At 72.2% G+C, this 26,741-nt stretch carries 9 protein-coding genes; 7 read left to right on the top strand and 2 right to left on the bottom strand.

The features are described 5' to 3' along the window. Positions 1 to 12 precede the first annotated feature (12 nt). From BKA16_RS02515 to BKA16_RS02495, 5 genes are all read left to right on the top strand, one after another. The gene (locus tag BKA16_RS02515; RefSeq protein ID WP_183369140.1) at positions 13 to 8,955 is read left to right on the top strand and encodes a non-ribosomal peptide synthetase; all 8,943 of its coding nucleotides are present in this window, start codon (positions 13 to 15) and stop codon (positions 8,953 to 8,955) included. Beyond that, positions 8,952 to 21,683: a non-ribosomal peptide synthetase gene (locus tag BKA16_RS02510; protein ID WP_183369138.1), complete on the top strand. Its 12,732-nt coding sequence runs from the start codon at positions 8,952 to 8,954 to the stop codon at positions 21,681 to 21,683. Before BKA16_RS02515 ends, BKA16_RS02510 begins: the two co-directional genes overlap by 4 nt. Further along, positions 21,650 to 21,793, top strand: coding sequence for a hypothetical protein (locus BKA16_RS02505; RefSeq protein ID WP_183369136.1), 144 nt, complete (start codon positions 21,650 to 21,652; stop codon positions 21,791 to 21,793). Before BKA16_RS02510 ends, BKA16_RS02505 begins: the two co-directional genes overlap by 34 nt. 46 nt (positions 21,794 to 21,839) lie before the next feature. Further along, positions 21,840 to 22,133 (top strand): hypothetical protein, encoded by a 294-nt coding sequence (locus BKA16_RS02500; protein ID WP_183369134.1) that lies wholly within the window; start codon positions 21,840 to 21,842, stop codon positions 22,131 to 22,133. A gap of 110 nt (positions 22,134 to 22,243) precedes the next feature. Continuing rightward, the gene (locus BKA16_RS02495; protein WP_343067252.1) at positions 22,244 to 22,822 is read left to right on the top strand and encodes a L,D-transpeptidase; all 579 of its coding nucleotides are present in this window, start codon (positions 22,244 to 22,246) and stop codon (positions 22,820 to 22,822) included. A gap of 15 nt (positions 22,823 to 22,837) precedes the next feature. Here BKA16_RS02495 and BKA16_RS02490 read toward each other — a convergent pair whose 3' ends face one another. Further along, positions 22,838 to 23,497 (bottom strand): TetR/AcrR family transcriptional regulator, encoded by a 660-nt coding sequence (locus BKA16_RS02490; protein ID WP_183369132.1) that lies wholly within the window; start codon positions 23,495 to 23,497, stop codon positions 22,838 to 22,840. Between the two features lie 14 nt (positions 23,498 to 23,511). Further along, a complete protein-coding gene (locus tag BKA16_RS02485; RefSeq protein ID WP_183369130.1) occupies positions 23,512 to 24,489 on the bottom strand; it encodes an oxygenase MpaB family protein in 978 nt (325 codons plus the stop codon). Between the two features lie 166 nt (positions 24,490 to 24,655). On the opposite strand from BKA16_RS02485, the gene BKA16_RS02480 reads away from it, so the two are divergent. Both BKA16_RS02480 and BKA16_RS02475 read left to right on the top strand, forming a co-directional pair. Continuing rightward, positions 24,656 to 25,207, top strand: coding sequence for a TetR/AcrR family transcriptional regulator (locus BKA16_RS02480; protein WP_183369128.1), 552 nt, complete (start codon positions 24,656 to 24,658; stop codon positions 25,205 to 25,207). Next, a complete protein-coding gene (locus BKA16_RS02475) occupies positions 25,204 to 26,739 on the top strand; it encodes an MFS transporter (protein ID WP_183369126.1) in 1,536 nt (511 codons plus the stop codon). The genes BKA16_RS02480 and BKA16_RS02475 overlap by 4 nt, the downstream gene beginning before the upstream one ends. Positions 26,740 to 26,741 lie beyond the last annotated feature (2 nt).

Below are 26,741 nucleotides of genomic sequence, written 5' to 3'. Positions count from 1 at the left end.
GGAGTCACCACCATGAACGGTGTCGCCCCGTCCCCGACGACTCGACCCGACATCGTCCTCCCCGTCACCGGTGCTCAGCGCGGCGTATGGCTGAGCGCCTCGCTGGTCGACGCATCGAGCGTCAGCCACGTGGTCGCCGACGCGTGGGTGCTGCCGGCCGCGCCCGAGGGCGGCGTGTCGGCGGTCCGCGACGCGTTCGCGCGCGCCATCGGCGAGGCGCCCATGCTGTCGGCCCGTTTCACGCTCGTCGACGACGACGTGGCGTGCGAACTCGGTGCGCACACCGTCGACGGGATCGAGATCCGCGATCTGAGCGGTGAGGCCGATCCGGCCGCCGCCGCCGTCGACTTCGTCGCGAGCTGGTGGCCCCGCCCCATCGATCCCGCGGTGGACGCGTGCTTCGAGGCGATCGCCCTCGACCTCGGGACGGCCGGCGTGATGCTCGCGGTCCGCGCCCACCACATCGTCGTCGACGCGCACGCGCTCGGGCTCATCGGCCGACGCGCGGCCCAGATCCACGAGCACTCGGCCGAGACCGCTCGCGGTCGGTACGGCCCGGTCGACGCCGTCGTCGCCGAAGAACACCGCTACCTGGCCTCCGACGACGCGGTGTCCGACGGCGAGTTCTGGTCGGAGCTGCTCGCCGACGTCGACGACGACGCGGCGGCGACGATCGGCGGGAGCCTGCATCGTTCCGGCGCGGCGTCCCGCATCCGGTCGGCGACGCGCACGGTCGACGCGGCGGGTCTGTCCGCGGTCGGTGCCGACGCGGGCGCCACCTGGGTCGAAGCGGTGATCGCCGCCGTGTCCGCGCACGCCTCGTCGGTGATGGCGCGCACCGACGTCACCATCGGGCTGCCGTTCGCCGGCCGCATGCGGTCCGCCGCGCTCAGCGTCCCGACCACGACCGTCAACGTGCTGCCGCTGCCGTTGCGGCTGGGGCCGGGGTGCACCCCCGTCTCGGCGACCGCGCACGTCGCCGACACCGTGGCCCGGATACGTCCGCATGCGCGTACTCGCGGCGAAGGCCTGCGATCGGGACTGTGGGTCAACGTCAAACCGGCGGGTGCCGACTACCGTTTCGGCGGAGTGGCCGGACGCACCGTGTCGTTCGCCCGCGGGCCGGTGGACGACCTGTCCGTCACCGTCGAACGGGCCGATGACGTGCTGACACTGCTCCTCGACGCGGACGCCGACCGATACGACGAGACCCGCCTGGACCGCGTCGCCGACGACCTCGCGGCGTTCGTGGACGCGTTTGCGAGCGGGTCCGGACGGCGATGCTCGGCCCTCGCACGTCGAGAGCATCCGACGATCGGCGGACCGGTCGACCCCGATCTGGCGCCCGGCACGGACATCGGGTCGCAGATCGTCGACGCCGCACAGCGGACCCCGCACGCCGTCGCCGTCGAATCGGTCGACGGCTCGGTGACGTTCGCCGAGGTCCTCGCCGCCGCCGAGTCGATCGCCGCGGGCCTTCTGGACGAGGGCGTGGGGCCCGAGACGGTCGTCGCGGTCGCGATACCGCGCGGTCGGCGGCTCGTCGAAGCGATCGTCGGCGTCCTGCTCGCGGGCGGCGTCGTCGCGCCGATCGACCCCGAGTATCCGGCCGACCGCATCGCGACGATCCTCGACGACGCCCGGCCCCGGCTGGTCCTCGTCGACGCCGCGACGCCGAACCGGGTCCGCGACGCCGCGGGGCCGATCGCGACCGATGTCGGCGAGCTCGACGGACCGCCGCGCCGATCGCGCCCGACGGTGGCACCGGACAACGCGGCCTACCTGATCTTCACCTCGGGGTCGACGGGCCGTCCCAAGGGGGTGGCGGTCTCGCACCGTGCCATCGAGAACCTGATCTGGTGGCGGCAGTCGGAGTTCGGCCTCGCGCCGGGCGAGCGACTGCTGCAGAAGACGTCACCGGGATTCGACCCGTTCGTGCCGGAGATCCTGTGGCCGCTCGTCGTCGGCGGGCGGATCGTCCTGTGTCCCCCGGGCATCGACCGCGACCTCGACCGGTTCGCGGACTTCCTGTCCCGCACCCGCGTCGACTTCGTCGAACTCGTGCCGTCGGTGATCGCCGTGCTGCTCGAGACGGGATCGGGGCCTGCGCCGGGGTCGATCCGCACCGTCTCGGCGGGCGGTGAGGCGCTCGACACCGCGCTCGCCCAGCGACTGCGCACCGAGTGGGGCTGCGACGTGGTCAACACCTACGGACCCGCGGAGGCCGCGGTCGAGGTGACGGCGGAGCGCGTGACGGACGCCGTGGACGGCACCGGAGTGCCCATCGGGGCGCCGATCCCGAACACGACCGCCCATGTCCTGGACGCGTGGCTGCGACCCGTGGCACCGGGCGAGGTCGGCGAGCTGTACCTCGGTGGAGTCCAACTCGCTCGCGGCTACGTCGGCCGCCCGGAGCTGACGGCGGCGCGTTTCGTCGCCGACCCGTACAGTCCGTCGGGCGACCGCCTGTACCGGACCGGGGACCTCGTCCGCCGCGGCCCCGACACCCGGGACGCGTACGCGAGCCTTACCTTCGTCTCCCGCAACGACGACCAGGTCAAGATCCGGGGACATCGGGTGGAGCCGGGCGAGGTCGAGGCGCTCCTCGCCGCGATCGACGGGGTCGCCGCGGTCGCGGTCCTCGCGCAGCGGCGCGCCGCGGAGCACGTGCTCTCCGCATTCGTCGCTCCTCGCCGCGGCGTCGAGCTGCGGGCCGTCGACGTGCGCGCGCGGATCGCGGACGTCGCCCCCGCACACCTGCGGCCCGCGACGGTCACCGTCGTCGACGTCCTCCCGCTCACCCCCAGCGGAAAGCTGGACCGACGCGCGCTCGCCGAACTCGAGCAGTCGTCCCCGGACGAGCCCGCGGCCGATCGCCGGACGTGGACACCGGCGGAGTCCGTCGTCGCCGATCGCGTCGAAGAGCTCCTCGGGAGTCCGGTCACCGACCTCTCCGCCGACTTCTTCGGTCTGGGCGGGGACAGCATCGCCGCACTGCGGCTCGTCTCGCGATGCCGCCGAGACGGACTGATCCTCACCACGGGCGACGTGTTCGCCGCCGGAACCCTCACCCGGCTCGCCCGACTGGCCCGGACCGCCGACACCGCCGCCCCCGTCCCCGAGTTCGACGCCGTCGGTGCGGTGGAGCCGACGCCGATCATGGCCGAGGTGCTCGACGCCGACGGGCCGTGGACCAGCGGATACGGGCAGTCGATGATGCTGCGGCTGCCCGCCGACGTCGACGCCGAGACGTTCGGTTCCGCGGCGCGCGCGGTGATCCGCGCGCACCCGACCCTGCGGATGCGGGTCGGCCAGAGCCTGGAGATCCCGCCGATCGACGAGACTGGCCTGTACCGATGGATCGGCACGGACAGCGGATCGCCCGTGGAGATCGGGGAGCGCGGCTACCGCGCCCTCGACCCGCGGTCCGGAGTCCTCGCGCGGTTCGTCCACATCGCACCGTCGCCGACGGTGCGGACGCCCGCCGCCCTGATCGTGGTCCACCATCTGGCCGTCGACGCAGTGTCGTGGTCCGTGCTCGTCGACGATCTGCGCGATGCCTGCGACCAGATCGCGGCGGGCCGTGAACCCGTCGTCGCGGCCGAACCGATACCGATGCGGGCGTGGAGCGCCGCACTCCGCGACGCGGCGGTCCGCGGGGCGCTCGACGAGCAGATCCCGTTCTGGCGGGACACCGTCGAGCCGTGGGACGGGATGCTCGACGCCCGTGCGCTCGACGTCGCCCGCGACACCGTGGGAGCCGCGACCGATCTCACCGTCGTCCTCGACCCCGACGACACGGCCGCGCTGGCGGCCGCGGCGACGGCAGTCTCCGGAACCGTCGGGGATCTGATCGCCGCCGCACTCCTGCGCGCGCTCGACGCCGAGACCGTCGTGATCGACATGGAGGGGCACGGCCGCGAGCCCCGAGCGGGGCTGCTCGGCGCCGACGCCGACCTGTCCCGCACCGTCGGCTGGTTCACGACGATCCACCCGGTGCGCCTGGTTCGCGCGGGGGCGACGACGGCGGACCGTCTCGTCAAGAATGTGAAGGAGCAGATCCGCGCTCTCGTCGACCGCGGCGTCGGCTTCGGTCCGCTGTCCGAGCACCGGCCGGACAGCGGTCTCGCGGATCGACCCGCCCGGCAGATCCTCGTCAACTACCTCGGACGATTCGGCGACGGCGGCGGAGACACCGCGGCCGACTGGTCGGGGATGCCCGCCCCCGGCCGCGACGGCGTCGGTGCGCTCGGCGTGAGCTCCGATCCCGACATGCCCCTGACCCACCACCTGCAGATCAATGCGGCCGTCACCGCATCCGGCGAACTGACCGCGCAGTGGCGGTTCGCGACGGACGCCGTCCACGCACACGCGATCGGCGTCCTCGCCGACGGCTGGCGGACAGCGCTGCGTGAGATCGTGGCCGAGCATCGGGTCGGGCGTCTGCGCGGACCGACCCCGTCCGATGTGGTCGCCGACGTCACCGTCGACGACCTCGATCGGATAGCCCTCGACCACGCGATCGGCGACGTCCTGCCAACGACGCCCCTCCAGCAGGGGTTGCTGTTCGAGGCGACCTTCGCCGCGGACGCCGACGACCGCTACGTGGTGCAGATGCTGCTCGTCTCGCCCGAACGCATCGACCCCGCGCGGCTGCGGCGCGCCGCGAATCGACTCGTGGCACGGCATCCCCACCTCGGCGCCGCGATGGCGACCACCGACGCCGGGGTGCCGGTCGCGGTGGTCCCGACGAGCGTCGACGTCCCGGTCGTCCACGTCGACCTCGCCGCGAACGGCGCGGACCTCGACACCGCCTGGGAGAGCCTGATCGACGAGGACCGACACCGCGGCTTCGCACTCGACGTGCCGCCGCTGCTGCGGCTGACCGTGGCCGACGTCCCCGGCGGCGGCTCTCGCATCCTGGTGACCCACCACCATCTGATCCTCGACGGCTGGTCGTCCCCGCTTCTGCTCCGCGAACTCTTCGACGGGTACACCGGCGCCGATGACACGGTCGACACCGGTGCGGGCCGCGATATGACCGCGTATCTGCGCGCCCTGCACGCGCGGACCACCGATCCCGCGCGGGTGGCCGCCGACGCGGACCGGTGGCGCACCGTCCTCGCCGGGTCGACGCCGACCCGCCTCGTGCCCGATGGAGCGTCGACGGCCGGATCGAGCGACGTCGAGACCGTGATCGGCGCCGACCGGTCCGATTCGATCGTCGCGGCCGCCCGCGCGGGCGGACTGACGCTGAACACCGTGTTCCAGACCGCGTGGGCCGCGGTCCTCGCGTCCCGCACCGGATCGAGCGACGTCGTCTTCGGCACCTCGGTGTCGGGTCGGGATGTGGACGCCGACGGCATCGAGTCGATGATCGGTCTGCTCATCAACACCGTGCCGGTGCGGATCGCGCTGCATCCGACGGAGTCGGTCGCCGAGTTGTGCAGGCGGGTGCAGACCGAACAGGCGGCGACCGCCGACATCCATCACGTCGCCCTGCCCGCGATCCACCGAGCCGTCGGTGAATCCGACCTGTTCGACACCCTGCTCGTATTCGAGAACTACACCGACGAGGAGCTCCCGGGCGGAATCGCCATGACCGGCGTCCGCGACTCCACCGGATACCCGGTGACCGTGATCGTCATCCCCGGCCCGACCATTCGGATCATCCTCAAACATCACGACGGAGTCGATCCGTCGACGGCGCGTGCGCTCCTGGACGGACTGGTGTCCGCGGTCGCCGCGCTCGCCGAGCGGCCCGACGCCGCCACCCGGGCGATCCCGATCGCGGCCGGAGATCCGCCGTCGACCGGCGGGCCGGCACTGAGCGACGGGCGCACTGTGGCGGACCTGTTCGCCGACGCCGTCGCCGAGAACGCGCGGCACCGCGCGGTGATCGTCGACGACCCGGTGCACGGAACCGGCGCCGTGACGTCGTTCGCCGAACACTCCGACGAGATCACGCGTCTGGCGCGTGATCTGATCGCGGACGGCGTCGGCCCCGAGAGCGTGGTCGCCGTGATGCTGCCGCGCAGCGGCGACCTTCTCCGCGCGGTGTGGGCAGTCGTCTGTGCAGGCGGCGCGTACCTTCCCGTCGACCCCGACTTCCCGGCCGAACGGATCGGCGGAATGCTCGACGACGCCGGTGCCACACACGTGCTGACCTGGAGCCGGATACTGGCCGACCCCGACCTCGCGTCCGCGATCGCGGCGCGCGGGGTGCGCGTCGGCGAACTCGACCGAGCCGAGACCGTCGACCGGATCGGCCGCCGGCCCGCCGGACCGATCACCGACACCGAGCGCATCGCCCGGCTGCGCGCCGACCACCCGATGTACGTGCTGTTCACCTCCGGATCGACGGGCCGGCCGAAAGGCGTGGTCGTCTCGCACGCGGCCGCGGCGAACCGACTCCGCTGGGCACAGCAGACCTACCGTCTCTCCCCCGCGGACGTCGTGGTGCAGAAGACCCCGTCGACGTTCGACGTGTCGGTGTGGGAGCTGTTCTGGCCCGCGCTCGCGGGTGCGGCCACCCTCGTGATCGCACCGGACGCCCATCGGGACGCCACGCGACTCGCCGCAGCCTTCGCCCGACACGGGGTGACCACCGCGCACTTCGTCCCCACCATGCTGGCCGCGTTCCTGCTCGATCCGGGCGCCGACGTCCTCGACGGGATGCGCGTGCTGTGCAGCGGTGAGGCGCTGCCGCGTCCGGTCGCGACGGCCGCACGGCGCCGCGGCGCGGACCTGCACAATCTGTACGGTCCGACCGAGGCGGCCGTCGACGTCACCGCCTGCCGGGTGGACGACGGCGACGGGCCGGTTCCGATCGGCTCACCGGTCGCCGGGACCGCACTGCACATCCTCGACCAGTGGCTGCGGCCGGTGCCGCGCGGAGTGGTCGGCGAGCTGTACCTCGGCGGCGTCCAGATCGCACGCGGTTACGCCGGACGCTCGGCGCTGACCGCCGCCCGGTTCGTCGCCGATCCGACCGGCGGCGGTCGACGCCTGTACCGCACCGGCGACCTCGTCCACCGCGACGCCGCGGGAGAACTCCACTACGTCGGCCGCAGCGACTTCCAGGTGAAGATCCGCGGCCAGCGCATCGAGCCCGGCGACGTGGAGACGGCACTCGCCGCGCTCGACGGCGTGCACACGTGCGTCGTCGTCGCGCACGACCTCGGACACGGCGCACAACTCGTCGGCTACCTGACCGGCGACGACATCACCGCGGACTCGATCCGGACGCGCGCGGAGGCGACACTCCCCGCATACATGGTGCCGACCCACTTGATGATCCTCGACGCCCTGCCGGTGACGCCGAACGGCAAGATCGATCGCCGGGCGCTCCCCGAACCGCAGATCGCGGCGAGCACCGGCGGGCGCGCACCGCGGACTCCCGTCGAGCAGGTCCTCGTCGACGTCGTCGCCGACGTGCTGGGCACCGCGGTCTCGGTGGACGACGACTTCTTCGCGCTCGGCGGCGACAGCATCGTCTCCATCCGGCTCGTCGCGCGAGCCCGCGCCGCCGGAATGGAGCTCGACCCCCGCGACGTGTTCGAGGCGCGGACGGTGGCCGCCATCGCCTCCCGCGTCCGGGTCGCCGGGACGCGCAGATCCGCCTCCACCGTCGAACGCCACGGCCGCGCACCAGCGTCGCCGATCGCGCGGGCGGCGGTGCGCCGCGCGGGCGTCGAGCGATTCGTGCAGTCGCGTCTGCTGATCGCGCCTACCGGCACCACCGCCGCCGCCGTCCGCGAGGCGCTCGCCGACCTCGCCTCGACGCACGAGGTGCTCGGTGCGCGACTCGTGGACGATGGGGCCCTCGACATACCCGACCATCCGGTCCACCCGGTGCCGCTGACCGTCGGCGATCGCGTCGACGAGCCGAGCACCGACCTCGTCGAGGCCGCGCTGGACACCGCGTTCGCATCACTCGACCCGTCGCGCGGCATCATGCTCGTCGCGCACTGGTGGCCGTCCGCGGACGGCGGACGCCTCCTCCTGGTGGCCCACCACCTCGTGGTGGACGCCTACTCCTGGCGGGTCCTGCTCGACGATCTGAACGCACTGACTGCGGGCGAGGAGCCCGAGCCCGCGCCGACGTCGTATCGGGAGTGGATGACCGAGCTGCGGCCCGCCCTCGCCGGCCGCGAAGAGGACCCGATCCCGGCTGACGACTCCGAACCGTCGACCGACACGTTCGGCACCGCCCGCGAGCGGATCGTGGAACTCGATCCCGGGCCGACCGACGTCCTGGTGAACCGACCCGCCCAGACCTATCGCGCGACCGCACAGGACGCGCTGGTCGCGGCGGTGCTCGCCGCGCTCGCCGCGAGCGGAGAACCCCTGGAGGCCGACGTCGAGGACCACGGTCGCGCGCACGGCGACTGGGACCTGTCGCGGACCGTCGGCTGGTTCACCACGGTGATCCCGCTGCGAGCGGTCGACTCCGACGAATCGCCCGCGGGACTGCTGCGCGCGGTGAAGGAGGCCCGACTCGGCGTCGAGCACAACGGCGCCGGGCTGCCCGCACACGCACCGGCCCGCGTCCTGGTGAACTACCTCGGCGCCGAGTCCGGCGGGGTGGGCGACGACGAGAAGGGGGGCCGGGGCCCGACCTCCGCCTGGCGGGTCGCCGCCGCGAGCACCGACGTCGCCGCGATCGCGGAGTCGATGGCGCCCGACCTGGAGCTGAGCCATCGCATTCAGCTCGACGCGGAGCTCGTCGAGCGGCCCGACGGACCACGCCTGCGGGCGCACTGGCGCGCCGCCCGAAGCGTTCGGGCCGCGGAGTTCGACGCGTTCGTCGACGCCTGGCAGCGGGCGGCCGACGCGCTCGTCGCACACCTGTCGGCCGACGACTCCGGCGGCCTCACCCCGTCGGACACCCTCGTGACCATCTCGCAAGCCGAGCTCGACGACCTCGTCGACTTCGATCTGGAGGATCTGTGACCACCACCGCCATCGCCGCGCCGAAGGTCGTCGACCTGTGGCCGATGTCTCCTCTGCAGCAGGGGCTCTACTACCTCGCGCGCAGCACCGACGGCGCCGTGGACCCCTACGTGGTGCAGCTGAGCGTGGACCTGCGCGGCGACCTCGACGTCGAGCGTCTGCGCGCCGCGGCCACGGCCCTGGCCGACCGCCACCCGGCACTGCGCGGGGCGTTCCGGCAGCGGGCCTCGGGCGAACCCGTCGTGATGGTCCTCGATCGCGTGGAGCCGGACGTCGAGGTGGTCGACCTGCGGTCGGCGACCGACCCGGAGGCGTCGTGGACCGGCATCGTCGACGCCGATCACCGCCGCGGATTCGCCGTCGGGCGACCGCCACTCGTCCGCTTCACCGTCGCGGTCCTCGGCACGGGCCGCCACCGCCTGCTGATCACCAACCACCATCTGATCTGGGACGGCTGGTCGACGCCGATCGTGGTCGGCGATCTGCTCCGGCTCTACGCGGGACAGACGCTCGCACCCGCACCGAGCTATCGGTCGTACGTCTCGTGGCTCGCGTCGGCGGACCCCGCCGCGATCGACCGATGGGTCGAGTATCTCGACGCACTGCCACGACCGACCCGCCTCGCCGAACCCACGGCCGGACCTCGGGAGCCGGTCACCGTGCGCGAACGGCTCGACGTCGCCGCTCACTCCCGGCTGACCGCCCTCGCCCGCGAGGCCGGGGTCACCCTCAACACGCTCGTGCAGTCGGCGTGGGCGCTCACCGCATCGGCCCTCACCGGCTCCGACGACGTCGTGTTCGGCAGCGTGGTGTCGGGCCGCCCGGCCGAACTCCCCGACGTCGAATCGACGGTCGGCCTGTTCATCAACACGGTCCCGGTGCGCGTGCGCCTCGATCCGTCGACGACCGTCGCCTCACTGTTGCATGCGGTGTCGGTGGAACAGGCCGGACTCCTGTCGGCCCACCACGTCGCACTGCACGACCTGCAGGCGAGGCTCGGACACGGCGAACTCTTCGACAGCCTGGTGGTCTTCGAGAACTATCCGCTCGACGACGCCGCGCTCGTCGCGCTCGGCGAGGCGTCCGGCCTGGAGCTGGAGATCACGCCTGGCCGGAACGAGACGGACTATCCGGTGGTGCTGACCGTCACCCCGGAACCGACCGGCGAACTCGACGTCGCCGTCGAACTCGACCGGTCCGCCGGACCGGTCGCCGCACAGGCGCCCGCCGTCCTGTCGAGGGTCCTCGCCGCATTCGCGCGCGGAGGAGACACCCGACTCGCCGAAATCGTCCCGACGGACCCGACCGTGAATCCGATCCGCCGCCTCGATGCGCCGGAGACCGTCGACGCGGTGTTCGCCGCGGCCCGCGCGCAGGCGTCGGCCGATCCCGCGGCCCCCGCCGTCGAAGGACCGGACGCGACGGTGACCCGCGGCGAGCTGTGGACCGGAGTCGACGCCCTCGCCGCGCGTCTGGTCGCGGCGGGCGCCGGACCGGACGTTCCGGTGGCGATCGCCCTGGAACGGCGAACGGCACTGGTCACAGCGCTGCTCGCGGTGATTCGAGCGGGCGCCGTCCCGATGCCGATCGACCCCGACTATCCGATCGACCGGATCGCCGCCATGATCGCCGTCGGCCGACCGCAGGTCGCCGTCGCCTCCGCGGCCACCGTGGACCTGTTCGCCGACTGCCCGGCGAGCGTCCTCGACGTCGACGCTCCCGAGCGGGCCGAGCCCGCCGTCCCGCCGGTGCCGTCGCCCGACCACGGCGCCTACCTCCTGTTCACCTCCGGATCCACCGGACGCCCGAAACCGGTGCTGGCCACACAGCGCGGACTGGCCGCACGGTTGTCCTGGGATCGTCGCACCGGCTCGGACGATCGCGTCCGCATCGCGAAGAGCTCGCCCAGCTTCGTCGACGGCCTCACCGAGATCCTGACGGCCGTGGCGACCTCGACACCGCTCGTCGTCGCCGACGCCGATGAGCGCCGGTCGCCGGCGGCGCTCGCCGAGACACTGAACACTCGCGGGGTCGATCGGTTCGGCGCCGTTCCCGCCCTGCTCGAAGCGCTCGCCGACGATCTGACCGGTCGGCGGACGCCGGACGAATGGGTGGCCAGCGGTGAAGCGCTCCGCACCGATGTCGCCGCCCGACTCCTCGCGCTGCGACCCGGATCTCGGCTGACCAACTCGTACGGATCGTCGGAGGTGGTCGGCGACGTGACCGTCCACACCGTCGACGCGGACACCGTCGGGACGGCCGGAACCGTCCCGATCGGCGCTGCCGTGCCCGGAACCCGCGTCTCGGTCCTGGACGGATGGCTGCGCCCGGTGGCCGACGGCGTGGTCGGCGAGTTGTACGTCGCCGGACCGCAACTCGCGCGCGGCTATCCGGGTGTCGCGGGCGAGACGGCGAGCCGCTTCGTCGCCGATCCCGAAGGCACCGGAGAGCGCCTGTACCGGACGGGAGATCTCGTCCACCGCGACCCCGCGGGCGCGCTGGTCTACGACGGGCGCGCCGACGGCCAACTCTCTGTTCGCGGACTCCGCGTGGAGCCCGGCGAAGTGGAAGCGGCGCTCGTCGCCCAGCCCGGGGTGGCCGCCGCCGCGGTCACCGTGGTGCGGATCGGCGCGTCGGACGCTCTCGCGGCGTTCGTCGTCGCCGACCCGGTCGAGACCGAGCCGTTCGATCTCGCCGACCTGCGGCGGCGCCTCGGCGCCGTGCTCCCCGCACATCTCGTGCCGACCGCTGTGACCGAGATCGACGCGATCCCGCTCTCGCCTAACGGCAAGATCGATCGTCGCGCGCTCGCCGCGCTGCCGGTGTCGGCGGTGCACGCGAGCGAGTACCGGGCTCCGGCGACCGCTGTCGAGACGGCCGTGGCCGCCGCGGTCACGGATCTGCTCGACGTGCCGCGGCCGGGAATGGGCGACGACCTCCTCGCCCTCGGCGGTCACTCGTTGACGGCCGCGCGCCTGACCGCGCGGCTGACCCGTGAGCTCGGCGTGGCGATCGGCATCCGCGAGGTGTTCGACCACCCGGTCCTCGGCGACCTCGCCGCCCGGATCGACGAACTCCTGGCCGACGGTCACCGGGTGAGCGCCCTCGCCCCGCTCGTCGACCGTCCGGAGCGACCGCAGCTGTCCGCGGCGCAGGAACGCATGTGGTTCCTGCACGAACTCGGGGGACCGGATCCGGTCTACACCATCCGCTTCGCCCTGGCCGTCCCCGCGGCCCTCGACGCGGACGCCCTGCGGGCGGCGTTCGGCGACGTCCTGGACCGGCACGAGATCCTGCGCACCGTCTACGTGCCCGCCGACGATGCGACCCCGGCCTGGCAGCGCGTGCTGGCCGTCGACGAGATCGACGAGGCCGACCGCGGGATCGACGTCGTCGACGTCGACGTGGCGGACCCGACGGCCGTCGACCTCGCGCGGGCCGACGAACCCGCGGGCGCGGCGGTGGCCGCCGCCGGCGCGCACGCCTTCGACATCGCCGCCCGGATCCCGATTCGACTCAGCCTGGTCCGCGGCGCCGACGGACACAGTGTGATCGTGGCGGCCGTGCACCACATCGCCGCCGACGAGTGGTCCGCTCCGGTGCTGTTCGCGGACCTGTCCACTGCCTACGACGCCCGGTGCGGCGGTCGCGGCCCCGACCGTCGGCCGCTGCCGATCCAGTACGTCGACTACGCCGCCGCACCGACCGCCGACGACGCACTCGAGCGGTGGACCAGGCGACTGGCGGGGGCGCCCGACGAACTGCCGACCCCGCGCGACCGCCCGCGTCCGGCGGTCCCCGACCAGGAGGGCGCGACCGTCGCGTTCACCGTAGACGCCGCGCAGACGTCCGGCCTGCGCGCACTGGCCCGGCGCACGGGCGCATCGATGTTCGTGCTGTCGCACGTTGCGACGGCGGTGACACTCGCCCAACTCGGAGCGGGTGAGGACATCGTCCTCGGCACACCGGTCGCCGGTCGCGTCGACGACGCCGTCGCCGACCTCGTCGGACTGTTCGTGAACACCCTGGTGCTGCGCACCGCGATCGAGCCCTCGGCCACGCTGGGCGAGATCGTCGCAGACGTCCGCGACGTCGACCTGGATGCGTTGGCCGACCAGTCGACCCCGTTCGAAAGGCTCGTCGACGAGCTCGCGCCCGCCCGATCGCTGGCGCGGAATCCGTTGTTCCAGAACATGATCGCCTACCGCGCTCCGGGCGACACACCGCGGTTCGCCGGGCTGGCGACATCGGCAGTGGACCATGGCGCCGATCGAGTCCAGTTCGATCTGTCGACGACCGTCCTCGACGACGGCGAACGGCTGGCCGTCCGCATCGACTACGCCGTCGAGCTCTTCGACCGGACCACCGTCGAGCGGATCGCGGCGCAGTGGCGGAGCGTCGTGCGCGCACTCGCCACCGACCCCTCGACCCGCGTCGGCGATCTGCCCGCCGTCGGCGGCCGGGACCTCGAACTCGTCACCCGCACCTGGGCGCACGGCCCGCAGACCGACGTCCCCGACACTCTCGTGGGCGCACTCGACGCCGTCGCCGCGCGTATGCCTGACGACCACGCGGTGCTCGTCGCCCGGACCGGCGAGCAGATCGACTACGCGGTCCTCGCGCGCCGAGCCAACGCGCTCGCCCGCCACCTGATCGCGGTCGGGGCCGGACCCGACGACCGGATCGTGGTGGTGGCCGACCGGACCGTCGACACGATCGTCGCGATCATGGCGGTCACGGCCGCCGGCGCCGCATTCGTCCCCGTCGATCCGGCGCAGGGCGCCGACCGCCTGGCGGCGATCGTCGACGTCGCCGATCCGGTACTGGTGCTCGACCCGTCGGCGGGACTCCCGCCGCACGAGCAGTCCGGCCGCCCGATCGACGACGTCGAACGCCGCGCGTCGGTCCGCGGCGACCACGCCTGCTACGTCACGTTCACCTCCGGCTCGACCGGCGTGCCCAAGGGCGTCGTCGTACCGCACTCGGCGATCGCCAACACCGTCGCGTGGCGGCAGGCGACGTTCGCGCTCGCACCCGGCGACCGGCTCCTGCAGAAGACCTCGCCCGCGTTCGACCCGTTCGTCCCGGAGATCCTGTGGCCGTTGGCGTACGGCGCGACCGTCGTCCTGCCGAAGCCGGGAGCCGAGCGGGATCCCGTCGAACTCGGCGCGGTGATCGCCGACCAGCGGATCGCCTTCGTCGAACTCGTGCCGTCGATGATCTCCGCGATGCTCGACGCCGGCGTGCGACTCGGCCCGATCGACGGGCGCCGCCCGATACTGTCGGCGGGCGGCGAAGCCGTGCGCCCCGACCTCGTCGTCGACGTCGCCGAGGCGTGGGACGTCCACCTGTGGAACACGTACGGGCCCGCGGAGGCCGCCGTCGAGATGACCGCCGCCGACCTCGACGGTCACCGCGACGGCCCCGTGCCGATCGGCACACCGATCCCGGGGACCGGGGTGTACGTCCTCGACACGTCGCTGCGGCCGGTGGCGCCGGGAGTGGTCGGCGAACTCTACATCGGTGGGCGCCCGCTGGCGCGCGGCTACCTGGGAGCCCGCGGCCTCACCGCGGACCGGTTCGTCGCCGATCCGTTCGGCGACGGCGCACGGCTGTACCGCACCGGCGATCTCGTCCGCTGGAACGGTTCGGGATCGCTCGAGTTCATCGGACGCGACGACTTCCAACTCAAACTCCGCGGCATGCGCGTCGAACCCGGAGAGGTCGAGACGTTGTTGACCGCGGTCGACGGAGTCCGGGCCGCGGTCGCGACGACGGTCGGCTCCGGTGCGACGACCCGCCTGGTCGCCTACGTCACCGCCGCGAGCGCTCTCGACGGACCGCGGATCCTCGCCGCGGTGCGTGCGATGACGCCGCCCGCGCATCTGGTCCCCTCCGCGATCGCGGTGATCGACGAGTTCGGCTACTCGGCCGCGGGCAAGATCGACCGACGGTCGCTGCCTCCGTTCGAGGCGGTCGCAGACGACGCGGTCGCGACCGGCGAGGCGCCGCGGGGCCCGTTCGAGGAGGCGGTCGCCGCCGCGATGGGCGATGTGCTCGACGCCCCCGCGCCCGCCCGCGACGGCGACTTCTTCGCGCTCGGCGGGCACTCGCTCGTCGCGACCCGCCTCGTCTCGGCGATCGGCCGCGCCACCGGCCGTCGACTCAGCGTCCGCGACGTCTTCGAACGACCGACGGTCGCGGACCTCGCCGAACTCCTCGGCCGAACCGTCGACACCCGCGACGGCGACGTCCGAGAGACCGGCGGCCCGGCCGCCACCGGCGCCGAGATGTCGCGGGCGCCCGCGACGGACGGCCAACGCGCGCTGTGGCTCCTGGCTCAGATGGACGAGGGAGCCGCGTACGAGAACCACGGAGTCTGGCACGTCGACGGCAGACTCGATCCCGATGCCCTGCGCGGCGCCGTGCGAGCACTGCTCGCCCGACACGACGTGCTCCGCACCGTTCTCGACTGGGACGGCGACGACCTCTGGCAGCGCGTCACCCCGATCGACGATCCCGCGATCGACGCGGTGGTCGACATCGCCGACGTCGCCGACCACGACGTCGCCGACCGCATCACCGCGCTGCGCGCGACGCACACCGACCTGACCGCCGACCTCCCGATCCGAGTACGGCTGCTGCGCACCGAGACCGTCGACGTCCTCGTCGTCTCGCTGCACCATGCCGTCACCGACGAGACCTCCACACCGCTGATCTACGCCGACCTCGGGACCGCCTACGCGGCGGCCGCCGACGGGAACGCCCCGGCGTGGGGGCCGCGACCCGCGCAGTACACCGAGTACGCGCAGTGGCGGCGGGACCAGGGCGGGGACGCCGATCTGTCGGCGGCCGCGGCCGCCTTCGACGCGTTCCCGACAGTCGCCGACCTGCCGTACGCAGCGGACGGGGCCGGTCGAGAGACGGGCGCCCCGGTCGTCTACCGCGGCGCGGCGCTGTCGGCGGACACCGTCGCGGCCGTCCGATCGACGGCGGCCGGTGTCCGGACGACGCCGCTGATGGTCCTCCAGTACGCGGTGGCCGCCGCGCTCGACGCCCTCGGCGCGGGCCCGCGGGTGGCGCTGGGGACCCCGGTCTCCCTGCGCGACGACGAAGCGTTCGCCGACACCGTCGGCTACTTCGTCAACACCGTCGTCCTGCGCAGCGATGTGACCGCGCGTCCGTCGTTCCGCGCCGCCGCCGACCGGATCCGCACCGAGACACTCGCCGCATTCGAGCGTCGCCACGTGCCGTTCGGCGACGTCGTCGACCGGGTCAATCCGCCGCGGCCGAACGGCGTCTCACCGATCTTCCAGGTGATGGTCGCCCACCTCGACGACGCCGCACCGACGTCGGTGTCGGTCGGGGCGCATCGACTCACCCCGATCGCCGAGTCGGCGTACGGCGCCGCACGCGGGATCGCCGGAGTCGACCGCGAGGCGATCGCCGATGTGGTCGCCTCACTCAGTGAACAACCGGACGGATCGTGGGAGATCGGTGTCGACGTGCCCGAGGGGCTGTTCGACGAGGAGACCGTGGACACGCTGGTCGCGCTCACCGCGGGCGTCGTGGCCGTCATCGGAGCCGCCCCGGACCTCCCGATGGACCGGGCGGTGGCCCTCGCACGTCGCGCGGGCGACGCACCCGTCGCGCCGGTGCTCGAAGCCGTCGCCGGCGGGCGCGGCGTCTGGGCGGCGAACCGAACCGTGCCCGCGGCCGAAGGCCGTGATCTCGACGTCGTTCTCGACGCGGTGCTGCGTACATGGGGTCTCGTCGAGGCCGACGGGTCGAACACTCGGGCCGGACGGACCGCCGACCGGCTGTCGGCCGTCACCGTCCACCACTCGGTCGGCGCCTTCGACGACGACACCGTCCGCGCGGACGGGGGCGCACGCGTGCTCGCCGACGGCGCAGCGGTGACCCGCCTCGATCTTCTCGGAGACGGTGCCGACCCGCGCCGATTCGACGCCGCGGCCGCCGTGGTCGGCGCGCTGCTCGACGAACCGGACGCCGTCGTGCGACTCGGATCCGTCGATCGGTGGTGGGCCGCCGCCGGCGCACGCGCCGAATCAGACGATCTGCTCACCGACGGACACTGGATCGACTTCGTCGAGGAGGCGATGGACGCGGACGAACCCGCCGACGCCGCCCGCGGGCCGATCCGCGCCAGTGCGACGCGGGCCCAGCTCCCGGGCGGAACCGGAACGGCCGCGGCCGTCGCGGCCACCGTGCGTGCCCTTCGCGCGGCAGGCGTCGACCTCGGCGACGTCGCGATCGTCGACGTCGAGGAGTCCGCCCGCCACGACGACGAGACGTCGTTCACGCCGGGCGACCTCGTGTGGCGTTACCCGGCGCTCGTCGCCGACGACGCCGGAGTCGAGCTGCCGCCGCTCGCCGAGATCGGCGACTACACGCTGCTCCGCGACCACAGCGTTCACGCGCAGGGACTGTTCGCGGACGTACCGGATGCCGCGGTCCTGGTCCGCGTGCACCACACGGACACCGTCGTCGAGGCGGTCCACGACGATCGTCGGGCCTCGACGGCCACGGGCGTCGGCGGTCACCGTGCGGACGTCACGGTGACGATCGGCGCCGACGGACGGCAGGTCCGCGTGGCGTTGATCCACGACTACGACGTCGACGTCGACGCCGCGGCGATCCTGTCCGCCCTCGCCGACGGTCCGCCGTCGCCCGGCGACATCGACCGGACCGGGCCCGTGCACCTCGACCGGGCGGCGGCGGCGCGCCGCGAGTCGACACGTCGCGATCTGGTCCGCCTGTCCGCGCGCGATCGGGAGCGGCTCGACGCCGAGTTCGGTCCGGTCGAGGACGTGTGGCCGGTGACCGCGCTGGGCGAGGGACTGCTGTTCCATCTGCGGGTCGCGGGCGACGCCGGGGAGACCGACCTGTACGCGTCGCAGTCGGTGGTGACCGTCCGCGGGCGCCTCGACGTCGCGGCGATGAGCGAGGCCATCCGACTCGTCGTCGCGCGCCATCCGAGCCTGCGGGCCGCGTTCGCGACCGTGTCCGGTCGATCGGTCGCCGTGATCGCGGAGACGATCGACGTGCCGATCACCGTGTACGGTCCCGACGACGTCGACCGCGACGGCGCCGAAGCGATTCTGGCCGCCGAACGGTTCGCCCCGTTCCGCGCCGAACAGGCGCCGTTGATCCGATTCGCGCTGGTGCCCGCCGGTGCGGACTGGCTCGTCGTGTTCTCCTTCGAGCACGTGCTGATGGACGGCTGGTCGATAGGACGTCTCCTCGACGACCTGTTCGCGATCTACGCGGGCGACGAACTCGAATCGCCCGCCTCGATGCGCGGATGCCTCGAGTGGCTCGGCGGCCGGGACGAGGCCGCGGCGCGGTCCGCCTGGAGACGCTATCTGTCGGGCGTCGACGAGCCGACCGTCCTGTATCCGGAGGCGATGGCGTCGCAGCCGGACGCGCGTGCCGCGGCCGATCATCATCGGATCCTCGACGAGGAGACCAGCGATCGCGTCCGGCGTGCGGCCGCCGCCGCGGGCGTCACGGTCAGCACCTTCCTGCAGACCGCGTGGGGTGTCACCCTCGGACGCCTCACCGGCCGCACCGACGTCGTGTTCGGCACGACGGTGTCCGGGCGACCCGCGGACGTCGCGGGATCCGACCGCGTCGTCGGCCTCCTGTTCAACACGGTGCCGGTACGCGTGGACCTGTCGGGGGTGCGGACCGTGGCCGAGCAGGTCCGGGCTCAGCAGGACTCGTGGATCGACGTGCTCGACGCCGACCACGTCGGCCTCACCGTGATCGGCGACGACATCGGTGTCGCGACGCTCTTCGACACCCTCTTCATCATCCAGAACGTTCCGGCCAGCGTCGAAGGACGACGGTACGGCGGTCTCGACGTCGTGGGACGAGCTGTCAACGACGCCACCCACTATCCGGTGTCGTTCGCCGCCGACCCCGCCCAGCGCATCGCCCTGCGCTGCGCCTACCGGTCGGACGTCCTCGACGCCGCGCAGGCGCGACTGCTCACCGATCGCTACGTCGACGTCCTCGGCGCGATGACCGCCGACCTCGACGCGACCGTCGCCCGGATCGGCGTCGCGACCCGCGACGAGCAGGAGCTCGTCCTGCGCACGTGGAACGACACGGCGTGCGCGATCCCGGACGTGACGATCGCCGATCTGTTCACCCGGCAGGCGGCGCGGACCCCGGACGCGACGGCGCTCGTCGCCGGTTCCACCACGCTGACGTTCGCGCAGATGTCCGCGCGGGTGAACCGTCTCGCCCGACTCCTCGTCTCGCGCGGCGCCGGACCGGAGCGGCGCGTGGTGCTTCTCCTGCCGCGCGACGAGCGGATGGTGCTCGCGATGTTCGCCTGCTTCGCGGCCGGAGCCGCCTACGTCCCCGTCGACGCCGACTATCCGCCGGACCGGATCGCCTACATGATCGAGACCGCGGACCCCGAAGTGGTCGTGGGGACCCGGGCACTTCTGCCCGCGGGCGTCGGGGACGGACGCGCCCGGGTGATCGACCTCGACGACCCGGCGATCGGAACCGAGCTCGCCGGACTCGCCGACGAGGAGCTGACCGCGCACGAGGCACCCCGGGCCACCGGGGACAACCTCGCCTACGTCATCTACACCTCGGGGTCGACCGGTCGTCCCAAGGGCGTCGCCGTCGGCTACCGCGGATTGACGAACATGCTGGTGAACCACCGCGCGAAGATCTTCGATCGGGTCGTCGCCGAACAGGGCGGACGTCGGATGCGGATCGCGCACACCACGTCGTTCTCGTTCGACGCGTCGTGGGAGCAACTGTTCTGGATGCTCGACGGGCACTGTGTCGACGTGATCGACGAGGACCTCCGCAAGGATCCGGACGAACTGCTCGCGTACTACGACCGCGTCGCGGTCGACGGGTTCGACGTCACGCCCTCCTACGGGCAGGTGCTCCTGGACGCCGGGCTGCTCGATCGTCCGCGCGCGGCCGGTCTGTCGGCGGCCGTGGACGCCGCCGGCGTCGTCTTCGTGTCGTTGGGCGGCGAAGCGGTCCCCGACGCGGTGTGGACCGCGTTGCGGGAGGCGCCGGGCGTGTCCGGCTACAACCTGTACGGACCGACCGAGTACACGATCAACGCGCTCGGCGCCGACCTCGCCGACAGCGCGACGTCGAGTGTCGGTGCGCCGATCTACAACACCCGGGCGTACGTCCTCGACGCCGGGCTCTCGCCCGTCCCGCCAGGCACGCCGGGGGAGTTGTACCTGGCGGGTGCGGGTACGGCGCGCGGCTACCTGGGGCAGCCCGGGCTGACCGCCGAACGGTTCGTCGCGTGTCCCTGGGGCCGCGGTGAACGGATGTACCGGACCGGCGACGTGGCGCGGTGGCGGGACGACGGCACCCTCGACTACCTCGGCCGATCGGACGCGCAGGTCAAGATCCGGGGATTCCGGATCGAGCCGGCCGAGGTCGCGGATGCGATCGCGGGCCGCCCCGGGGTCAGTCGTGCGGCGGTACGCGTCGTCACCTCGCCGTCCGGGATGCCGGCGCTCGTCGGCTACGCCGTGCCCGACACGGCCGACGTCGACGCGGGGGCGATCCGAGACGGACTGCGTGACGTGCTGCCGGACTACATGGTCCCGGCCGCGATCGGGCTCGTCGACGATCTGCCGCTGACGGTGAACGGGAAACTCGACATCGCGGCACTGCCCGACGTCGCGCTCGCCGCCGACGAGATCGTCGCGCCGGTCGGCGAGACCGAGACGTTCGTCTGCTCCGTCTTCGCGGACCTGATCGGCGTGCCCGCGGTGTCGGTCACGGCGGACGTGTTCGATTCGGGTGCGAACTCGCTGATCGCGATGAAGGCCGCCGCCCGACTCAACGACGGCGACCGCGGATTCGCGATCCGGGTGCGCGACGTGTTCACCGCGCGGACCCCGCGGGCGCTCGCGGCCCTCGCGACGACGTCGGCACGCGAGTCGGCGACGATGCATCCCGCCGTCACCGAGTTCGTCGAGTCGGACTCCGGTCGACGGGTGATCTGCTTCCACGAAGCGTTCGGCTTCGTCGCGGCGTACGCGGCTCTCGTCGATCGTCTGCCCGCCGGATGGGGTCTGGTCGGCGTCTCCGACGTCGTAGCGGTCCCCGACGCGGTGGAGCCCGCGTCGTTCGCCGACCTCGTCGGGCGGTACGCCGACGTCGTCCAGACCGTCCAGGCAGGCGGCCCGTACGATCTGCTCGGCTGGTCGTACGGCGGGCACCTGGCCTTCGCCGTGGCCCGGGAACTCGATCGTCGCGGCGAGCGGGTCGCCTCGCTGACCGTCGTCGACGCCTACGCCGTCGATCCGGCCGAGGCGGAGCAGATCAGCGTCGCCGAGTCGTATCGCCGTGTCCGCGCCGTCGCCGGGGCCGATCCCGACGCGCCGGTGGCGGACGTGGTCCGAGACGCTCTCGCCGGATCGCCGATCGTCGGGCTCTCCGAGGCCGATCTCGCGGCGTCGTTCGAATCGCATGCGCGCTGTGAACGGATGCTGACCGAGCCGACCGTCGGCGCGGTCGACGTGCCCGCCGTGCTGGTCTACTCGTCGACCGAGATGGACGCGCGGACCCCGATCGAGACGACGTGGGCGGCTCATCTGCGAGGGCCGATCGAGACGGTCGGAGTGGCCGCGGCCCACGACGAACTGGTCACCGACGACCAGGTGGGTGAGTGGATCGACCCGGTGCGGCGCATCTGGCGCTGACGGCCCGCTCGGCGACGATCTCCGGGGCGGTGCCGCCGCTCGTGCCCGGTGCGGCGGTGCCGTGGCCTCGCCGGCATCCCCCTTCGGACAAGCCCGAGATCGCGGTGTAGACAGTAGTCAGGCGTGTCGTCGCCGAACCGTATCGAAGGAGAGAGCATGTCCGAAGCCGCCGAGAACTGTTCCTGCGCAACGTCGAACAGGCTGGTCACGCTGGCCGGTGCGGGACTCGCCGCCGCCGGTGTCGTCCACTTCGTCGCACCCGAGCTGTTCCGGGGGATCACCGCGCCGGTCTTCCCCGAGAACACCGATCAGGCGATCACGATCAACGGTGGCCTCGAGACCGCGATCGGCGCGGCGATCGCGTTTCCTCGCACACGCCGCGCCGGTCTGGCCGGGCTGGGCCTGTACGGGGCGTACCTCGCCGCGAACATGGTCAAGGCGAACCTGTAACGACCCCGCCGACCGGTCGAGGTCTGTCCGCACCGCTTCGTCGCCGCCTTGTACGCTGTGAATGAAAACGAAAGTCATTACGTAATAGGGCGAAACGGGGCGAATGGGCGGTGACCGACGTGTTGCAACGGACGGCGACAAGTCTTCGTCGGTACGCGTGGGTGTGTGCGCTCGGGCTCGGAGTGCTCGTACTGACGGTGATGCTGCTGGTCAAACAGGGTGGAAGCGGAGCCACGCAGGCTTCGCCGATGGTCCGGTCGGCGTCGACCCCGACATCGGTCCCCGTCGCGTCCGCCTGCGCGGACAACTCGACGTCGAAACGCATCGTGGTCAGCCTGGCGCAGCAGCACATGTGGCTGTGTGAGCGGTCGACGGTCGTCGACTCGTCGCCGGTCACCACCGGCCGGTCGGCCATCGGGCACGGCACTCCGACGGGGAGCTGGTCCATCGTCAGTCATGAGACCGGTCGATACCTGGAGGGGCCGGGCTATCGGGTGCACGTGAACTTCTGGCTGCCGTTCTTCGGTGACGTCGGGTTCCATGACTCGCCGTGGCAGAAGTTCCCGTACGGCGACCTGCAGAAGTACAAGACCGGCGGATCGCAGGGATGCGTTCACGTTCCGGGGCCGATGATGGCGAAACTCTACGACTGGACGCGCGTCGGCACGGCCGTGACCGTGACGGCGTAGGGTGCGCCCGGTCGATCAGGCCTGGCGCAGTCCCCGGTACACCGCCGATCCGACGAAGGCGCCGAGATCGTAGGGGGTCCAGACGCCGTCGGACGACGCGCGCGAGGCGAGCAGGGTGCGGACCGCGCCCTCGCCCGACGAGACCCAGAACTCGACGAGGGCCGCGAGCTTGCGATCGGCGTCGTCGGTACCCCAGGCCCGCAGCGTGGGACGGAGCAGTTCCGAGCATCGTTCGACGACGAACGCGCGGCCTCGGCCGACCAGTTCGCTCGCCTCGGGATCGGTGCTGCCGTACAGGAGGCGCCAGGCTTCGGGGCGGGCGTCGACCGCCTCCAACAGCGATTGGAAGCCCTCGACGAAGACGTGCTCGGTGGCGTTCACGCTGCGGTCGCGCAGCACGCTCGACAGCGACTCGCCGAAGTAGTTCTCTTCGCGTTGGATCAGGGCGGTGAGGATCTCGCCGCGGCTGGGGTAGGCGGAGTACACGACGGGTCGGGACACGTCGAGTGCCGACGCGACCGATGCCATGGTGATCGCCGAGACGCCGTTCTCATTGGCGATCGCCAGGGCCGCGTCGAGGATCTGCGGTCGCCGTCGGCCCGGACCGAGATGCGCGGCGCGCGATCGACGGGAAGGGGGCACGGCGACCTCCGATCGGTGACTGCTCGCCGTCATGGCGACGCCCGATTTTACCGGGTGTCGACCGGCTCGTGGGGGAGTGGGGCGGCGGTGCGGAGGCGATCGCGAGCCTCGGCGACGGTCACCGTGCGCGCCGACAGCGGGGATCCGGCGGTCAGGTGCTGCCGATAGAGCGAGCCGGTCATCGGGCCGATCGCGGTGGTGACGAGCCTGCTCATCCGTTCGGGATCGCGGGCGAGGGCGGCGACGGCGACCCGGGTCGCCGCGCGGTATCCGACGTCGACGACGCCCGGCTGATCGAATCCGCCGAGCACGCGCATCCAGGCGGGCAGTGTCGCGATCGCGGCGGGTGCGACGAGTCGGCTCGACGCCCACACCCGTGCGCCGCGATCGAGCGGGGTGTGCAGCAGGTAGTGCATGCCCCGCCGTGCGCGCTCCGATACGCACAGCCGGGGTCGCACGGATTCGAAGTACTCGCGGACCTCGGCGCGTGAGGTCGGGACGTCCGACTCCTTACAGGTCTGCAGGCCGGCGGCGACGACGCATTCGGTCCAGTACCGCTTCTCCTCCTCGGGGCTCAGCGGCCCCGGCCCGTACGTCTCGTAGCACTTGAGCACCGAATGCCAGCCGGTCACATGGATCCACAGCTGCGACGACGGGCTGTTGGCGCTGTATCGCTTTCCGGAGATCGGCTCGACGCCCGTCGACTGGGCGTGCACCCTCATCAGATGGTCGGCGGCGGTGACCGCCATCGCGCCGTCGCCGACGGCGGCGATCAAGAAGTAGGCGAAGGTGTGGTCGAGGCGACCGTACGGGTCCGAGTAGATCGCGCCGACGTCGGCGACCGACGCGGTGAGGTCCGGGTCGAAGTGCTCCAGGGTGACGGCGCGTTGGAAACCGATGAGGGCGGTCGGCGCCGTCCACACCTTCCACGTCGGCGAGTCGGGGCCGAAGAAGCCGTAGTCCTGTGTTCGCAGCGGCATCGTCGGTGCGCCGAACGCCGGGCGCGCGGCGGTCTGAGCGGTCATGAGGTCTCCTCGTCCACGTCCGATCATTTCCTACAGTTGTGTAGGAAATGGTTGACGCGAATGTAGCACCGGCGCGCGGAGCAAGGGAAGGGCCGGGGCGGTTGCGCTGCCGACGTCATTTCTGTACAAACGTACATGTACAAACGTACAGAAATGGAGACTCCTCATGGCCAGACACGACCCGCAGGCGCGACGTGCTGCGATCGTGCAGGCGGCGGCCGACCTGATCGTCGAGGTCGGGCCCGGCAAACTGACCCATCGACTCGTCGCCACGCGAGCACGGGTGCCGCTCGGTTCGACGACGGCGTACTTCGCGTCTTTGGACGAACTGCGTGCGGAGGGACTCGCCCTGCTCGCTCATGAGATCGAGGACGAGCTCCACGAGATCCGCACCGAGCTCGCGACCGACCCCGGCGCCGCCGCGCGAAGGCTCATCGACTCGCTGCACGAGTACGTGTCGGTGCGGCGCAATGTCGTCGCCGACGTGGCCCTGACCGCGACCGCCACATTCGACGAGCATGTCCGTGAGCTCGCGCTGTCGTGGACCGACGGACTCGTCGACGTGCTGACCCCGCACATCGGCGCCTCGAACGCCGTCGCCGTGGCGATGATCTCCGACGGGGCCACCGTGCATGCGGCGATCCGCGGCGAGCCGGTCGATCGTGCCGACCTGGCGCACGCCATCGCACCGTTCATCGTCGAGGAGGAGTCGAGATGACCGCGGCCACAACAGTTCCGAACCTGTCGTCGCGTCGGGCATGGGCCGCGACGGCCGTGCTCTCGGCGAGTCTGCTCGTCGTGACGATGGACATGACGATCCTCAACATCGCACTGCCGACCATGTCGCGGGATCTGCGGCCGAGTGGTCAGCAACTGCTGTGGATCGTCGACGTGTACTCGCTGGTGCTGGCGGGCCTGCTCGTCGCGGCGAGCTCCGTCGCCGATCGATGGGGTCGCAAACGCGCCCTGCTGACCGGCTACCTCGTGTTCGCGGTGGCGTCCCTGCTCGTGCTTGTCGCCGACTCCGCGGGTCAGGTGATCGCGATCCGCGCCGCCCTCGGCATCGGCGGTGCGCTGATCATGCCGACGACGCTGTCGGTGATCCGGACCATCTTCGCCGACGCGAGACAGCGAGCCAAGGCCCTCGCGATCTGGTCGGCGATCGCGGGGCTCGGCGCCGCCGTCGGACCGCTGGTCGGCGGCTTCCTGCTGGAGCACCTGTCCTGGCACGCGGCGTTCCTGGTCAACGTGCCGCTGATGGTCGTCGCGGTGATCGCGGGAGCCTTCCTGCTGCCCGAATCGCGTTCGCCCAGTCCGGGGACGTGGGACTGGACCACGATCGTGCTCTCGTTCGGCGGCATGGTCGCGTTGATGTGGTCGATCAAGAAGTTCGGCAAGGAGTCGAGCCTGGCGGTTCCGTCGGCGTGGGCGGTGTTCGTGATCGCCGTTCTCGTGCTGACCGTGTTCGTGCGCCGTAGCCTGCGACAGGCCGATCCGATGCTCGACATCGGACTGTTCCGCATCCGGCCGTTCACCGGCGGCATCACCGCGGCGCTCGGCTCGATGTTCGCCATGGGCGCCGCCCTGCTGCTGCTCGCGCAATGGCTGCAGAGCGTGGACGGCAGTTCGGCGATCGCGACCGGGCTGAAGCTGCTGCCGTTGGCGGTCGCGTCCGCGGTGGCCTCGCTCATCGCACCGCGAGCCGCCGAGGCGATAGGACCCCGTGCGGTGCTCGCCGGATCGATCACGTCGGCCGGGATCGGGATGATCGTTCTCTTCGTCGTTCCCGGCGATCTCGGTTACGGCACCGTCGTCGCCTCCTTGGTGCTGGTCGGCGCGGGGATCGGTTCGTTGGCCGTCGGATCGGTGCTGATCATGTCGGGCAGCCCGGAGCATCGGGCGGGCAACGCCGCCGCCATGGAGGAGACCTCCTATGAGGTGGGCAGCGTGCTCGGGGTGGCGATCCTCGGATCGATCGCCTCGGTCGTGTACCGAGCGCAACTCGACTCGTCGTCGCAGGTGGAGGCGTTGCCGAGCGCTGTGATGGATCCCGCGCGCGAATCGATCGGGGCCGCCGTCGACGTGGCGGAGCAGGCCGGGCTCCCGCAGTTGGCGGATGTCGCCGGGCACGCGTTCACCGAGTCGATGCAGACCACGAGTCTGATCGGCGGCGGGATCATGGTGGCGGTCGCGGTGATCGTGTGGTTCGTGGTGCCGAAGGGAACGACGCTCGAACCGGCCGAGCACTGAGC

Origin of the sequence: Gordonia humi, assembly GCF_014197435.1 — a bacterium.
Lineage (GTDB): Bacteria > Actinomycetota > Actinomycetes > Mycobacteriales > Mycobacteriaceae > Gordonia > Gordonia humi.
This window is presented reverse-complemented; position numbering and strand designations above follow the sequence as displayed.

Excerpts from the sequence above, each read along its gene's own strand:
- BKA16_RS02475 (WP_183369126.1), top strand. The coding sequence starts at position 25,204 with ATGACCGCGGCCACAACAGTTCCGAACCTGTCGTCGCGTCGGGCATGG.
- BKA16_RS02515 (WP_183369140.1), top strand. The coding sequence starts at position 13 with ATGAACGGTGTCGCCCCGTCCCCGACGACTCGACCCGACATCGTCCTC.
- BKA16_RS02480 (WP_183369128.1), top strand. The coding sequence starts at position 24,656 with ATGGCCAGACACGACCCGCAGGCGCGACGTGCTGCGATCGTGCAGGCG.
- BKA16_RS02500 (WP_183369134.1), top strand. The coding sequence starts at position 21,840 with ATGTCCGAAGCCGCCGAGAACTGTTCCTGCGCAACGTCGAACAGGCTG.
- BKA16_RS02490 (WP_183369132.1), bottom strand. The coding sequence starts at position 23,497 with ATGACGGCGAGCAGTCACCGATCGGAGGTCGCCGTGCCCCCTTCCCGT.
- BKA16_RS02485 (WP_183369130.1), bottom strand. The coding sequence starts at position 24,489 with ATGACCGCTCAGACCGCCGCGCGCCCGGCGTTCGGCGCACCGACGATG.